The following is a 12,923-nucleotide window of genomic DNA, read 5'->3' as shown; positions in this document are numbered from 1 at the left end:
GTGCGCCCGGGTCTCGTCGCGCGGCGCGTCGCGGTGTCGCTCGGCGGGGCCGTGTTCGTGCTGTGGGCCGCTGCGACACTGACCTTCTTCGGGCTGCGGCTCATCCCGGGCGACCCGGCACAGGCCATTCTCGGCGGGCCGGGATCGCAGGCCTCGCCCGAGGCGCTCGCGCAGGTGCGCGCCGACTACGGGCTCGACCAGCCGTTGTTCACGCAGTACCTCAGCCAGCTCGGTCGGCTCGCCACCGGCGATCTCGGGTCGTCGTACTCGCTGCGCACGCCGGTGGCCGGCATCATCGGGTCGCAGATCGGGGGCACGCTGCTGCTCGCGGTGCTCTCGCTCGCGCTGGCGTGGGTGATCGCGCTGGGGCTCGCGGTGTGGTCGACCCGCGGCGGGCGGGTGGCGGCGGCCGTGGGGTCGACGCTGGAGATCGTGGCGGCGGCGGTTCCGCACTTCTGGCTGGCCACCGTGCTGGTGCTCGTGTTCAGCACGGGGCTCGGCTGGCTGCCGGCCGTGAGCACGGCGGGACCGATCGGGCTCGTGCTGCCGGTGCTGACGCTGGCGCTGCCGCTCGCCGGGTTTCTCGGGCAGGTGATGCGCGAGTCGGTGCTCGATGCTCTGGCCGCGCCGTTCGTGCTGTCGGCGCGGGCGCGCGGCGAGAGCGAGAGCGGGGTGCGCTGGCGGCACGTGCTCCGGCACGGCGCGCTGCCGGGCATCGCGCTGTCCGGGTGGGCGTTCGGCTGGCTCGTCTCGGGGGCCGTGGTGGTGGAGACGATCTTCGCCCGGCCCGGGCTCGGGCGCACCCTGCTGAACGCGGTGCAGCTGCGCGACGTGCCGGTGGTGGTGGGCGTGGTGCTCGTGGTGGCGTCGGGCTACGTGCTGATGACGGTGCTGACGGATGCGGCGACCCGCGTCGCCGACCCGCGTACCGCGGGGGCCTTCTCGTGACGCTGCCCACACCCTCCTCCCCCTCGCCGAACCGTCGCGAACCGCCCTTTGCGGGGCGGGTCGAGGGCGATTTGCGACGGGTGGATGACGGGATGCGCGACAAGGGAGGGCGTGGCGCGGGCGCTGGGTGGCGGATGCTCGGGGTGGGGCAGTGGGTGTCGCTGGTGGTGCTCGTCGTGTTCGTGGTGGCCGCCGTGGCGCCCTGGCTGCTCGCGCCGGGCGACCCGCTCGCGATCGACCCTGCGGCCGCGTTCGGTGCACCGGGCTGGGGGCATCCGTTCGGCACCGACGAATCGGGGCGCGACATCTACACCCGTGTGGTGCACGGCGCCGGCGCCTCGCTCGTGATCGGCGTGGCCGCCACCGCGATCGGGGTGGGGCTGGCCGTCGTGCTCGGACTGCTCGCAGCCCTCGGCGGGCGGGTGGTCGACTTCGGGGTGAGCCGCCTACTGGAGGTGCTGTTCGCTTTTCCCGGACTGCTGCTCGCGCTGCTCGTGATCACGGTCTACGGGCCGGGTGTGGTGACGTCCACCATCGCCGTGGGGCTCGCGACGGCGCCGGGGTACGCGCGGATCATCCGGGCGCAGGCGCGGTCGGTGGCGGCGTCGCCGTACGTGGAGGCGGCGGTGGTGCTGGGCCGGTCGCGGGGACGCATCCTGCTGCGGCACATCGTGCCCAACGCGCTCGCGCCCGTGTTCGTGCTCGTGACGCTCGGGGTGGGACAGGCCATCGTCTGGGCCGCGGCGCTCAGCTACCTCGGGCTCGGTGCGGAACCCCCGGCGGCGGAGTGGGGCGCGATGCTGTTCGCGGGCAAGAACTACCTGGCGACGGCGTGGTGGATGACATTCTTCCCGGGCCTCGTGATCGTGCTCGTGGCGGTGGCGAGCACGGTGCTCGGCCGCACGCTGCAGCGACGGGGTGCGCGATGAGCGCAGACGAGGCCCGGCAGCGCGCGGGTTTCGCTGACGCGGTCGACGAGGGGGCCGGCGGGGTCGAGGGTGGCGCGCGGGTGCTCGTCCGGGCCGAAGGGCTCCGGGTGGGGTTCGGAGGGCGCGGAATGCGGCGCGGGGAGGCCGTGGTCGACGGGGTGTCGTTCGAGCTGCGGGCGGGGCGGGCGCTGGCGATCGTGGGTGAGTCGGGGTCGGGCAAGTCGGTGACCGCGCGGGCCCTGGTGGGACTGGCCGGGGCGGGATCGTGGGTGGCGGCAAAGACGCTCGAGGTGGGTGGCGCATCCGTTCTCGGGCGGGTGGACGCCGACGGGGTGGCGCGCGGGATCTCGGCCGCCGAGTGGCGGCGCATCCGGGGGCGGCAGGTGGGACTCGTGGTGCAGGACGCGCTCGTGTCGCTGGACCCGCTGCGCCCGATCGGCCGCGAGATCGACGACGCGCTGCGGCTGCACACGCGACTCTCCCCCGCCGAGCGCCGCGCGCGCGTGCTCGACCTGCTCGAATCGGTGGGGATGCCCGAGCCGGCCGTGCGGCGCGGCCTGCGTTCGGGCGAGCTGTCGGGGGGGCTGCGGCAGCGCGCGTTGATCGCCTCGGCACTGGCGGCAGACCCCGCGCTCGTGATCGCCGACGAACCCACCACGGCGCTCGACACGACGGTGCAGGCGCAGATCCTCGAGCTGTTCTCGGCCATCAAGGCGCGCGGCACCGGGCTGCTGTTCATCAGCCACGACCTGGCGGTGGTGTCGCGCATCGCCGACGACCTGCTGGTGATGCAGGGCGGGCGGGTCGTGGAGGCGGGGCCCGTCGACCAGGTGCTCGGCGACCCGCGCACCGAGTACACACGAGCGCTGCTGCGCGCCGTGCCCACGGGCGTGCCGCGCCACACGCCGCTCTCTGCCCGCTCCCCCGCTGCCCCCACCCCCGAGGGCGGCGGGGCGGGGGGCGCGGTGCTCGAGGTTCGGGGCGTGAGCAAGACGTTCGCGGGGCGGGGCGGGATGCCCTCGCGGGTGGCGGTCGACGACGTGTCGCTGGTGCTCGAGCGGGGGCGCACCCTGGGGCTCGTGGGCGAGTCGGGGTCGGGCAAGACCACGGTCGCCCGCATCGCGCTGGCCCTCGAGCGGCCCGACGCCGGCACCGTGCTGCTCGCCGGGGAGCCCTGGGTGCCCGCCCTCGAGCGCGACCGCCGGCCCCGGCGTCACCGCATCGGCGCGATCTACCAGGACCCGCTGTCGTCGTTCGACCCGCGGCTCACCGTGGGCGCCATCCTCGCCGACGCCGCCGGGTCGACGGATGCGGTGGCAGGCCTGCTCGCATCCGTCGACCTCTCCGAGGCGGTCGCCGCGGCCCGGCCGTTGCAGCTCTCGGGAGGCCAGCGTCAGCGGGTCGCCATCGCCCGAGCGCTCGCCCCCGACCCCGAGGTGCTCGTCTGCGACGAGCCGGTCTCGGCGCTGGACGTCTCGATCCAGGCGCAGGTGCTCGACCTGCTCGACCGCCTGCAGCGCGAACGCGGACTCAGCCTGCTGCTCATCTCGCACGACCTCGGCGTCATCCAGCACATGAGCGACACGATCGCGGTCATGCGTGACGGCCGCGTGCTCGAGTCCGGATCGACGGCCGACGTCTTCGCCGCCCCCGCGCACCCGTACACCCGCGAACTCCTGGCCGCGGCCCCCCGTCTCCCCCGCCGGCCCCGAGGCTTCTCCCCAGGCACGTAACGGGCGCGATCCCTCCACAGATCCGCGGGCGGCCAGACACCACCGCGATGCGGGCCCCACAGTCGATGGATGCTCTTCGAGGTGCTCGAGTCACGCGGCGGCGTCGCCTCCACCGTCGAGCTGGCAGGCCTGGGAGTGCCGGTCCGCCAGGTGACGGCCGCGGTGCGCCGGGGCGACCTCGTGCGGGTGCGACGGGGCTGGGTCGCCCTGCCACGGGCCGATCCGGAGCTGGTGGCGTCAGCGGCGGTGGGCGGAGCGCTCACCTGCACGTCGGTGCTCGTGCGGTACGGGGTCTGGTGCGCCCACGACGACCGGCGGCACGTGCGGGTTCCGCCCCACGCCGGTCGCTCGAAATCCTCGGGCACCTCCACCCGTCTGCATCGAACCGGGTTGCTGCCGCATACCGGTACCGCCATCGATTCGTTCGCGTCGGCGCTGGCGGTCTCAGTGATGTGCCAGCCCCAGGTCGACGCGATCGTGTCTCTCGACTCGGCTCTCCGACTGGGGCTGGTGACGCGGGCGACGCTGCACGAGGTGCTGGCACCCTTGTCGGCCTCCCATCGTCGTTACCTCGACCGGGTCGATCCGGCGTCGGGCTCGGGTCTGGAATCGAAGGCGCGGCTCCGCCTGACCAGCCGGCGAGTGCGGCTTCGCAGTCAGGTGCACATCGCGGGTGTCGGCTTCGTCGACCTGCTGCTCGGCGACCGGCTGGTGCTCGAGGTCGACGGTCACCGCTGGCACTCGACCCGGGAGGCCTTCACCGAGGATCGCCGGCGCGATCTCGAGCTCACCCGCCGCGGTTACCGCGTGGTGCGGCTGAGCTACACGCAGGTGATGCACGACTGGGAAGCGTGCGAGGAGGTGCTGCTCGGCCTCATTCGGAGGGATGAGCACCGGTGGCCCGTTCGTACGGGAGGAGAATCGCGTCGATGAGGCGTATATAGCCTCGACGGCCGCATTCTCCTCCGCTACGAACGCGCACCCTCAGACGGTGACGACCTCAGGAGAACCCAGGGCGCCGGGCGGCATCTCGGCCGCGAGACGGTTGGCCTCCTCGATCAGCGTCGCCACGATCTCCGACTCGGGAACGGTCTTGATGACCTCGCCCTTCACGAAGATCTGCCCCTTGCCGTTGCCCGACGCCACGCCGAGGTCGGCCTCGCGCGCCTCGCCCGGACCGTTCACGACGCAGCCCATCACGGCGACCCGGAGCGGCACGGTCATTCCCTCGAGCCCGTCGGTGACGTCGTTCGCGAGCTTGTAGACGTCGACCTGGGCGCGACCGCACGAGGGGCACGACACGATCTCGAGCTTGCGCTCGCGCAGGTTGAGCGACTGCAGGATCTGCAGCCCCACCTTCACCTCTTCGACCGGCGGGGCCGACAGCGAGACGCGGATGGTGTCGCCGATGCCCTCGGAGAGCAGGATGCCGAACGCCGTGGCGCTCTTGATCGTGCCCTGGAACGACGGGCCGGCCTCGGTGACCCCGAGGTGCAGGGGCCAGTCGCCGCGCTCGGCGAGCAGCCGGTAGGCCTTCACCATGATGATCGGGTCGTTGTGCTTCACCGAGATCTTGAAGTCGTGGAAGTCGTGCTCCTCGAACAGCGACGCCTCCCAGACGGCGCTCTCGACGAGCGCCTCGGGGGTGGCCTTGCCGTACTTCTCGAGCAGACGCGGGTCGAGCGAACCGGCGTTCACACCGATCCGGATGGAGACCCCGGCGGCCTTGGCCGCGGCGGCGATCTCGCCCACCTTGTCGTCGAACTTGCGGATGTTGCCCGGGTTCACGCGCACGCCCGCACAGCCGGCGTCGATCGCGGCGAACACGTAGTTCGGCTGGAAGTGGATGTCGGCGATGACCGGGATCTGGCTCTTCTTCGCGATGATCGGCAGAGCCTCGGCGTCGTCGCGCGACGGCACGGCCACGCGCACGATGTCGCAGCCCGAAGCGGTGAGCTCGGCGATCTGCTGCAGGGTGGCGTTGATGTTCGGCGTGGGCGTTGTGGTCATCGACTGCACGCTCACCTGGGCGTCACCGCCCACGAGCACCTTGCCCACCTTGATCTGGCGGGACTTGCGCCGGGGGGCGAGGGTTTCAGGGGCCGACTTGGGCATCCCCAGATTGATTGCTGGCACGGATTCAGTCTAGGACGGCTAACTGAACGGCAGGCTCTAGCCGAAGATGTCGATCGGCTTGACGATGTCGGCGTACACCAGCAGAGCCGTCATGCCGCCGAACAGGATGACGACGGCGAAGGTGAGCGGCATCAGCTTGGCGGCGTCGACCGGCCCCGGATCGCGCCGCTTGAACAGCTTGGCGAAGAACCGACGGATGCCCTCCCAGAGCGCCGACACCACGTGGCCGCCGTCCAGCGGGGTGAGCGGAACGAGGTTGATCACGAGCAGCGCCACGTTCAGCGAGCCGAGGAGACCGAGGAGACTGGCTGCCTTGGAGGCGAGCGGGATCGTGTCGATCGAGGCGATCTCGCCGGCCACCCGGCCGACGCCCACCACGCTGATGGGGCCGTTCGGGTCGCGCTCACCCGAGCCGAAGGCGGCCTGGGCCACGTCGTACAGGCGCTGCGGCAGGTTGGCCACCAGCGCGACCGTGTGGCCGATGTTCTCGCCGATGAATGCGGGCACCGCCGTGATGGGCTGGGGCACCAGCTCGTTCGCCGGGCCGATGCCCACGAACCCCACCTCTTCCGTGACGTTCTGGCCGGAGGAGTCCTTCGCGATCTCGCCGTCGTCGTCGTAGACGTACCGCTCGGTGAGCAGCGGCGTGAGGCTGAGGGTGGTGTCGACGCCGTTGCGCTCGACGACCACGGGCAGGGTCTGGCCGGCGGCGGCGCGGATGATGGCGGTCGACTGGTCCCAGCTGTCGATCGGGGTGCCGTCGACCGAGACGAGCTTGTCGCCCGGCTGCAGTCCGGCCGCGGCGCCCGGAGACTGCTCGTCGCCGGCCTCGCAGGTCTGGCGCTCGCTCGAGGCGGGCAGTACGCACGCCGAGACGCTGCCGATGGTGGTCGAGGGCTGGGCGGTGCCGAAACCCACGAGGGTGATGGAGAAGAACACCACCGCGAGCAGCAGGTTCATGAACGGCCCGCCGAGCATCACGATGATGCGCTGCCAGACCGGCTTGCGGTAGAACGCCCGGTGCTCGTCGGTGCCGATCGTGAGCTGGGACTGCTGGCGCGCATCCTGGGCCATCGACTGGAAGAAGCCGGTGCTGTTGGCCACGGCCTTGTCGCCCTCCCGCCGCGGCGGGAACATGCCGATCATGGAGATGTAGCCACCGAGCGGGATGGCCTTCAGCCCGTACTCGGTCTCGCCGCGCTTACGGGAGAACACCGTCGGCCCGAAGCCGATCATGTACTGGGTGACCTTGATGCCGAAGAGCTTGGCGGGCACGAGGTGGCCCACTTCGTGCAGGCCGATGGAGACGGCGATCCCGACGGCGATGATGAGCACACCGAGAATGAACTGAAGGACCGTTTCCACACGAGGACACTACCCCGGCCCTCGGGCACACCCCTGATGTTTGGCTGAACGGATGCTCAGCGCCGGTGATGAGATCTCAGAGCGTGGCGATCAGCTGGTCGGCCGTCGCGCGTGCCCACAGCTCGGCCTCGGCGAGCGACTCCCGGGTGACCTGCCCGCTCGGCAGCTCGTGCAGGTCGACCACCCGCTGCACGGTGTCGACGATGTCGAGGAACCCGATCCGCCCGGCGTGGAACGCGGCCACCGCCTGCTCGTTCGCGGCATTGAACACCGCCGGGAAGCTGCCGCAGGCACGGCCCACCTGCTTGGCGAGGGCCACCGCGGGGAAGGCCACCTCGTCCAGCGGCGCGAAGGTCCACTCGTGCGCGCTCGTCCAGTCGATCGGTGCGCCGACACCGGCCACCCGGTTCGGCCAGTCGAGGCCGAGGGAGATGGGCAGTCGCATGTCGGGCGGCGAGGCCTGGGCGATGGTCGACCCGTCGTGGAACTCCACCATCGAGTGCACCACCGACTGGGGGTGCACGGTCACCGCGATGTCGGCGTAGGCGACGTCGAACAGCAGGTGCGCCTCGATCACCTCGAGGCCCTTGTTGACGAGCGTGGCCGAGTTGGTGGTGACCACGAGACCCATGTCCCAGGTGGGGTGGGCGAGCGCCTCGCCGGGGGTGACGTCGTTCATCTGCTCACGCGTGCGCCCGCGGAAAGGGCCACCGGATGCGGTGAGCACCAGCCGGGAGACTTCTCCGGCCGTGCCCGACCGCAGCGCCTGCGCGATGGCAGAGTGCTCGGAGTCGACGGGCACGATCTGCCCGGGCGCCGCAGCCCCGCGCACGAGGTCGCCGCCCACGATGAGGCTCTCCTTGTTCGCCAGCGCCAGGGTGCGCCCGGCCTCGAGGGCGGCCAGCGTGGGGCCGAGACCCACCGAGCCCGTGATGCCGTTGAGCACCACGTCGGCCTCGACGTCGCGCACCAGCTGCTCGGCCTCGAGCTCTCCGAGACCGGTGTCGGCGACGCCGAACTCCGCCGCCTGGGCGTCGAGGGCCGAGCGGTTGCGGCCGGCCACCAGACCGACCACCTCGAACCGCTCGGGATTGGCCCGGATGACATCGAGCGCCTGAACGCCGATGGAGCCGGTGGAACCGAGGATGATGACGCGTCTCACGCAGCCATCATCCCGCATCCGCCCGCGTGCCGCCCGACGACGGCACGCGGCCTGCGTGCTACGCCGAGGCGGTGGCGAGGATGTCGACCACGAACACGAGCGTGTCGGTGCCCGAGATGCCGGCCGAGCTGTTGCCCTCGGAGCCGTAACCGAGATCCGGCGGGATGACGACGAGCACCTGGGAACCGACCGTCTGGCCCACGATGGCGGCCGAGAAGCCCTTCACCACGCCCGTGGTCTGGAAGGTGGTGGGCCCGCCGGTGCCCCAACTCTGGTCGAAGACTTTGCCGGTGCCCCAGATGACGCCTTGGTACTGCACGGTCACGTTCGCGCCGTCGGCCACGACCTCGCCGTCGCCCTTCTTCAGAACCTCGAGCTGGAGGTCGGTGGGCGGGTCGGTGGAGGGGATGGAGACGGTCGGCGCGCCGTCGTCGGCGAGCTCGACCGTGGGGAAACCGTCTTGGGCGGGCTGGTCGACGCCCGTGGCGCGGTCGGGGATGATGCCCTCGACGTCGGCCACCATCACCAGGGAGTCGGTGGCCGCGACGCCGAGCGACTCGTTGCCCTGGTCGCCGAAGGCCTCGGCCGGCGGGATGACCGCCACCACGCGCGAGCCGACGGTGCTGCAGAGCACCGCCTTCAAAAGGCCCGGGATGTAGTTGGTGTCGTCGGTGTTCAGCTGCAGGGCGGTGCCGCCCTCGTCGAGCGTGGAGAACACCTTCGTGCCGCTCGTGCCGTTGTAGACCGTGAAGTCGACCGTGACGGTCTGGCCCGAGGTGATGTCGTCGCCGTCGCCCTCGATCGCCGTCGAGCGCTCGGTGGTGTCGACGTTCAGGGGGCCCGTGAAGCTCGTGGTGGGCTCGGCGCCGAAGTCGCCGGTGACGGTGACCGCGTTGGACGCGCTGCCCGGAGAGGCGCACTCGACGGTGTCGGCGGCCGGCGACGAGGTGGCGTCATCGGTCGGGGTGGTCGAGGCCGAGCAGCCGGCCAGCAGGAGCGTGGCGGCGACGGCTGCGGCGGCGAGAGCCGGGAGTGAGCGCATGAGTCCTCTTCGTGACAGTGGGGGGATGCGACCAGTGTCGCTCAGGCGCCTTGCATCAAGCTGGTGACCCGCTGGGAGCGGACGGATGTTCATCTGTCGTCGATGCCTCGGCGCCGGGACGGGCATCCGGGGCCGCGGTGGCCGGACGGCGCGGGTTCTGGATGCCGATCAGCGACAGAACACCGCCGGCCACGAAGAACACCGCGGTGACGAGCACCACCCGGTGGAAGCCCGCGAGGTCGAGCGACGCCGTGCCCGCGATGAGGCTGGCGAGGGCCACGGCGATGAGCCCGGCCACCCGCGAGACCGCGTTGTTCACCGCCGAGGCGATGCCGGAGCGCCCGGGGTCGATGGCCCCCAGGATGGCGGCGGTGAGCGGCGCGACCGTGATCGACATGCCCAGACCGAACACCACCACGGCGGGCAGCACCTGGGTGAGGTAGTCGGCGCTCTCGTCGAAGCGCAGCATCAGCAGGAAGCCGGCGCCGGCGAAAAGCGGGCCCACGGTCATGAACAGGCGTGGCCCGATGCGGCCCGAGAGGCGGCCGAACAGCGAGGAGAGCGCGATCAGCAGCACGCTCGTGGGGATCATCGCGAACCCGGCCTCGGTGGCGGTGTAACCCGCCACCTGCTGCAGGAACACGGCCACACAGAAGAAGCCGAGCGAGAGCGCCCCGTAGATGAGGAACGTCGACGCATTGCCCACCGAGAAGTTGCGCACCCGGAACAGCGACAGCGGCAGCATGGGCTGCTTCGTGAGCTTCTCGTTCACCAGGAACGCGGCGAACGCCAGCACACCCACCACGAGCGGCACCAGCACCACCGGCGAGCCCCAGCCGAAGTTCGCCTGCTCGATCAGCGCGAACACCGGCAGGCCGAGACCGAGCACGCCCAGAACGGCGCCGCGCACGTCGATGCGCGCTCCGGTGGCGTGGTGCGCGTCGTTCGGCAACCGGAGCACGAGCACCACCGCCACCACGATGGGCAGCACGTTGATACCGAACACGAGCCGCCACGACACCTGGTCGACCAGCACACCGCCCAGGATGGGGCCGGCGATGTTGGCGACACTCGTGAAGGCCGTCCAGGTTCCGATGGCGCGGCTCTGCAGCGATCCGCTGAAGTTCGCCAGGATGAGGGCCAGCGACGACGGCACGAGCAGGGCCCCGGCGACTCCCTGCAGGCCCCGCGACACGATCAGGAACTCGATGGTGGGCGCGAACGCGCAGGCGAGCGACGTGACCCCGAACCCCAGCAGGCCCACGAACAGCACGCGCCTACGCCCGAACACGTCGGACAGCGAGCCGGCGAGCAGGATGACGGCACCGAGCGTGATGAGGTAGGCGTCGACCACCCACTGCTGCGACGACAGCTCGCCGCCGAGCTCCCGGCTGATGGCGGGCAGCGCCACGTTGATGACCGTGGCGTCGAGGAACGAGATGAACGAGCTCAGGATGGCGACGACGAGCACCAGTCGCTGGGCGGACGAGATCGAGGAGGCCATGGGTTCAGTCAAGTGCACCGGGCGCGAAGCGGCGACCGCAGATCGTCGCAACCACCGGCGGCGTGGCCCGGCGGGGCCCGGCGTAGGGTGAGCGCGTGATGAGCATCGCGGAGGCGGCCGACGCGGCCCAGCACTGCCTCGACCGCCGCTTCGCCGTGCCGGTGTTCGCGCACGTCCCGGTGCTCTCGGGCGCCTATCGCAACACGTCCCCGCTCCACCTGCGCCAGGCACTCCCCCTCAACCACTGGTGGCTGTCGCACGCCATCGACACCCGGCTCGACGCCTTCCACCGCACGGGTGATGAGCGGCGCCTGCACCAGGCCGAGGCCACCCTGCGGTACCTCCGGGTGCGCAACTGCGGCCTGTTCAACGACTACTTCGACGACCTCGGCTGGCTCGCCCTCGCCCTGATCGGGCTGCACGAGGCCACCGGCTCGGCCCGCCGGCTCGACGACGCGGTGTCGGTGTGGCGGCGCATCCGGAGTCGTGGCTGGAACCGGCTCGAGGGGCCGAGCGTGTCGTGGCGGGTGCCGCAGCCGGGGTACAAGAACGCTCCGAGCAACGGCACATTCGCGCTGGCCTCGGCGCGGCTGCACCGGCTGACCGGCGACGAACGGTACCGGGTGGCGGCCGACGAGACGGTGCAGTGGTTGCTCGATCGGCTGGTGACGCCGGAGGGGGTGGTGCTCGACGGCGTGAACCGCACCGGTGACCACCGCGTCGACGACGGCTGGGTGTTCAGCTACAACCAGGGCGTGGTGGCCGCGGCCGTGCTCGAGCGGCGTTGGATTCCGGATGCGCCTGCCACCGCCGGCCGCATCGCGCGCGCCGCCCTGCCCAGGCTCGCGCCGGCGGGCGTCGTACTGGGCGAGGAGGCGCGCTCCGACCACGCGGGCGGCGGCGACGCGGGGCTGTTCAAGGGCATCCATGCGCGGTACCTCGCGCTCGTGGCCGAGGCGCTGCCCGCCGGCGACCGCGATCGCGACGCCCTCGTGGCGTACCTCGACACGGCGACGGATGCGCTTCGCGGCAGCTTCTCCGCACCGGCCGGCGAGCACGCGGCCGGTCCCGTTGCCGTCGCCGATGTCGGCCGCGCCGGCGACGACTGGTCGCGGCCGGCTCCGCCGACGACGTTCCTCTCCACCCAGCTCGCGGCCACGATGGCCCTCGAGGCGCGCTGGCGGCTCGATCAGTCCCGCACGACCACCTGAACGTCGAGCTCGGGCCGGGTCGCGGCTTCGACCTCCACCACGACGGTGCGCCGCAGGTCGACCCCCGGGGGCCCGTGCAGCGCCCTGATCCCCTCGACGTGCTCCACCTCCACCACGAACACCTCCGCCCCCTCGGCGGCGGGGGTGGGGTGCGAGTGGGCGGGGGTGAAGGCGGGGTCGGCGATCCGGGCGGAGAGGTGCAGGGGGGCGAGGGTGGTGACCGCCACGGCGGTGAGTTCGACCGTTCGGGCGAGAGCCGTGTGGGGCGGAGCGGCGGACGGGCCGTGCATCCGTTCGTGCAGGGCGACGGCCTCGGCGCGGAACTCCTCACCCAGGGTGCCGCGCAGGGTGCGGCCGATGAGCACGAGGGTCACCACCCCGCGGGCGCCGACCGGCGCGGGGCCGGCGGTGTTCTCAGCCGACGACGGTTCGGGGTTCATGGTGCACCGGGAAGTTCACCGAGTTGGCGATGAAGCACTTCTCGCTCGCCTCGCGATGCAGGGTGGCGGCGAGGTCGTCGTCGATGGGCTCGGCCACCGTGACGAGCGGATGCAGCGTGGCACTCGTGAACCGGCCCCCGTCGCCCTGCTGCTCCATGGTGCCGGTGGCGGCATCCGAGTAGGCCGTCACGACGACCCCGTGCTGCACCGCCACGTGCAGGAAGGAGAGCATGTGGCACTCGGCGAGGGCGGCGAGCAGCAGCTCCTCGGGGTTCCAGCGGTCGGCGTCGCCGTGGAAGGTGCGGTCGGCCGACGCGTCGATCGGATGCTTGCCGGTCGCCTCGACCGAGCTCTGTCGGCCGTATTCGCGGTAGCCGCTCGTGCCGCTGCCGCGATTGCCAAGCCAGGCGACATCGACGCTGTAGTGATGCTCACGATTCACCCGGCCATGCT

12 protein-coding genes are annotated in these 12,923 nt (G+C 71.7%); 5 read left to right on the top strand and 7 right to left on the bottom strand.

Annotated elements, in window-relative coordinates:
- The 4 genes from ACEXOR_RS11250 to ACEXOR_RS11235 all read left to right on the top strand — a co-directional run bounded on the left by ACEXOR_RS11250 (nt 1) and on the right by ACEXOR_RS11235 (nt 4,543).
- On the top strand, nt 1–948 hold the full coding sequence (locus ACEXOR_RS11250; protein ID WP_374849729.1) for an ABC transporter permease: 948 nt from the start codon (nt 1–3) through the stop codon (nt 946–948).
- A 92-nt stretch (nt 949–1,040) separates the two neighbouring features.
- Entirely contained in the window at nt 1,041–1,877 is an 837-nt protein-coding gene (locus ACEXOR_RS11245) for an ABC transporter permease (protein WP_374849728.1), read from the top strand.
- Complete coding sequence (locus tag ACEXOR_RS11240; protein ID WP_374849727.1) at nt 1,874–3,610, top strand: dipeptide ABC transporter ATP-binding protein; 1,737 nt, start codon at nt 1,874–1,876, stop codon at nt 3,608–3,610. Before ACEXOR_RS11245 ends, ACEXOR_RS11240 begins: the two co-directional genes overlap by 4 nt.
- Nucleotides 3,611–3,679: 69 nt before the next feature.
- Nucleotides 3,680–4,543: a type IV toxin-antitoxin system AbiEi family antitoxin domain-containing protein gene (locus ACEXOR_RS11235; protein ID WP_374849726.1), complete on the top strand. Its 864-nt coding sequence runs from the start codon at nt 3,680–3,682 to the stop codon at nt 4,541–4,543.
- Nucleotides 4,544–4,594: 51 nt separating this feature from the next.
- On the opposite strand, the gene ispG is transcribed toward ACEXOR_RS11235, so the two are convergent.
- The 5 genes from ispG to ACEXOR_RS11210 form a co-directional block, all read right to left on the bottom strand.
- Nucleotides 4,595–5,746 carry a flavodoxin-dependent (E)-4-hydroxy-3-methylbut-2-enyl-diphosphate synthase gene (ispG, locus tag ACEXOR_RS11230; protein WP_374849725.1) on the bottom strand — a complete coding sequence of 384 codons (1,152 nt, stop codon included), beginning with the start codon at nt 5,744–5,746 and terminating at the stop codon, nt 4,595–4,597.
- Nucleotides 5,747–5,782: 36 nt separating this feature from the next.
- Nucleotides 5,783–7,111 (bottom strand): M50 family metallopeptidase, encoded by a 1,329-nt coding sequence (locus tag ACEXOR_RS11225; protein ID WP_374849724.1) that lies wholly within the window; start codon nt 7,109–7,111, stop codon nt 5,783–5,785.
- Nucleotides 7,112–7,187: 76 nt separating this feature from the next.
- Nucleotides 7,188–8,273 carry a 1-deoxy-D-xylulose-5-phosphate reductoisomerase gene (locus tag ACEXOR_RS11220; RefSeq protein WP_374849723.1) on the bottom strand — a complete coding sequence of 362 codons (1,086 nt, stop codon included), beginning with the start codon at nt 8,271–8,273 and terminating at the stop codon, nt 7,188–7,190.
- Nucleotides 8,274–8,331: 58 nt separating this feature from the next.
- Complete coding sequence (locus ACEXOR_RS11215) at nt 8,332–9,315, bottom strand: FKBP-type peptidyl-prolyl cis-trans isomerase (protein ID WP_374849722.1); 984 nt, start codon at nt 9,313–9,315, stop codon at nt 8,332–8,334.
- A gap of 55 nt (nt 9,316–9,370) precedes the next feature.
- Nucleotides 9,371–10,819 (bottom strand): DHA2 family efflux MFS transporter permease subunit, encoded by a 1,449-nt coding sequence (locus tag ACEXOR_RS11210; protein ID WP_374849721.1) that lies wholly within the window; start codon nt 10,817–10,819, stop codon nt 9,371–9,373.
- 98 nt (nt 10,820–10,917) lie between these two features.
- Here ACEXOR_RS11210 and ACEXOR_RS11205 point away from each other — a divergent pair, with 98 nt between their 5' ends.
- Nucleotides 10,918–12,030, top strand: a complete 1,113-nt coding sequence (locus ACEXOR_RS11205) for a glycoside hydrolase family 76 protein (protein ID WP_374849720.1) — start codon at nt 10,918–10,920, stop codon at nt 12,028–12,030.
- Here ACEXOR_RS11205 and ACEXOR_RS11200 read toward each other — a convergent pair.
- Nucleotides 12,009–12,470: a hypothetical protein gene (locus tag ACEXOR_RS11200; protein ID WP_374849719.1), complete on the bottom strand. Its 462-nt coding sequence runs from the start codon at nt 12,468–12,470 to the stop codon at nt 12,009–12,011. The two genes, ACEXOR_RS11205 and ACEXOR_RS11200, sit on opposite strands and share 22 nt — an antisense overlap.
- A complete protein-coding gene (locus ACEXOR_RS11195) occupies nt 12,445–12,912 on the bottom strand; it encodes an OsmC family protein (RefSeq protein WP_374849718.1) in 468 nt (155 codons plus the stop codon). The genes ACEXOR_RS11200 and ACEXOR_RS11195 overlap by 26 nt, the downstream gene beginning before the upstream one ends.
- Nucleotides 12,913–12,923: the final 11 nt, after the last annotated feature.

Source organism: Herbiconiux liangxiaofengii (assembly GCF_041927335.1).
In the GTDB taxonomy this organism is placed as follows: Bacteria; Actinomycetota; Actinomycetes; order Actinomycetales; family Microbacteriaceae; genus Herbiconiux; species Herbiconiux liangxiaofengii.
Note: the sequence above shows the minus strand (reverse complement) of the source record. Positions and strands in the feature narration are given on the sequence as shown.

What these genes read in the sequence shown, in the direction of transcription:
- ACEXOR_RS11245 (WP_374849728.1), top strand. Translation starts at nt 1,041, where the DNA reads ATGCGCGACAAGGGAGGGCGTGGCGCGGGCGCTGGGTGGCGGATGCTC.
- ACEXOR_RS11240 (WP_374849727.1), top strand. Translation starts at nt 1,874, where the DNA reads ATGAGCGCAGACGAGGCCCGGCAGCGCGCGGGTTTCGCTGACGCGGTC.
- ACEXOR_RS11235 (WP_374849726.1), top strand. Translation starts at nt 3,680, where the DNA reads ATGCTCTTCGAGGTGCTCGAGTCACGCGGCGGCGTCGCCTCCACCGTC.
- ACEXOR_RS11215 (WP_374849722.1), bottom strand. Translation starts at nt 9,315, where the DNA reads ATGCGCTCACTCCCGGCTCTCGCCGCCGCAGCCGTCGCCGCCACGCTC.
- ACEXOR_RS11210 (WP_374849721.1), bottom strand. Translation starts at nt 10,819, where the DNA reads ATGGCCTCCTCGATCTCGTCCGCCCAGCGACTGGTGCTCGTCGTCGCC.
- ACEXOR_RS11205 (WP_374849720.1), top strand. Translation starts at nt 10,918, where the DNA reads ATGAGCATCGCGGAGGCGGCCGACGCGGCCCAGCACTGCCTCGACCGC.
- ACEXOR_RS11200 (WP_374849719.1), bottom strand. Translation starts at nt 12,470, where the DNA reads ATGAACCCCGAACCGTCGTCGGCTGAGAACACCGCCGGCCCCGCGCCG.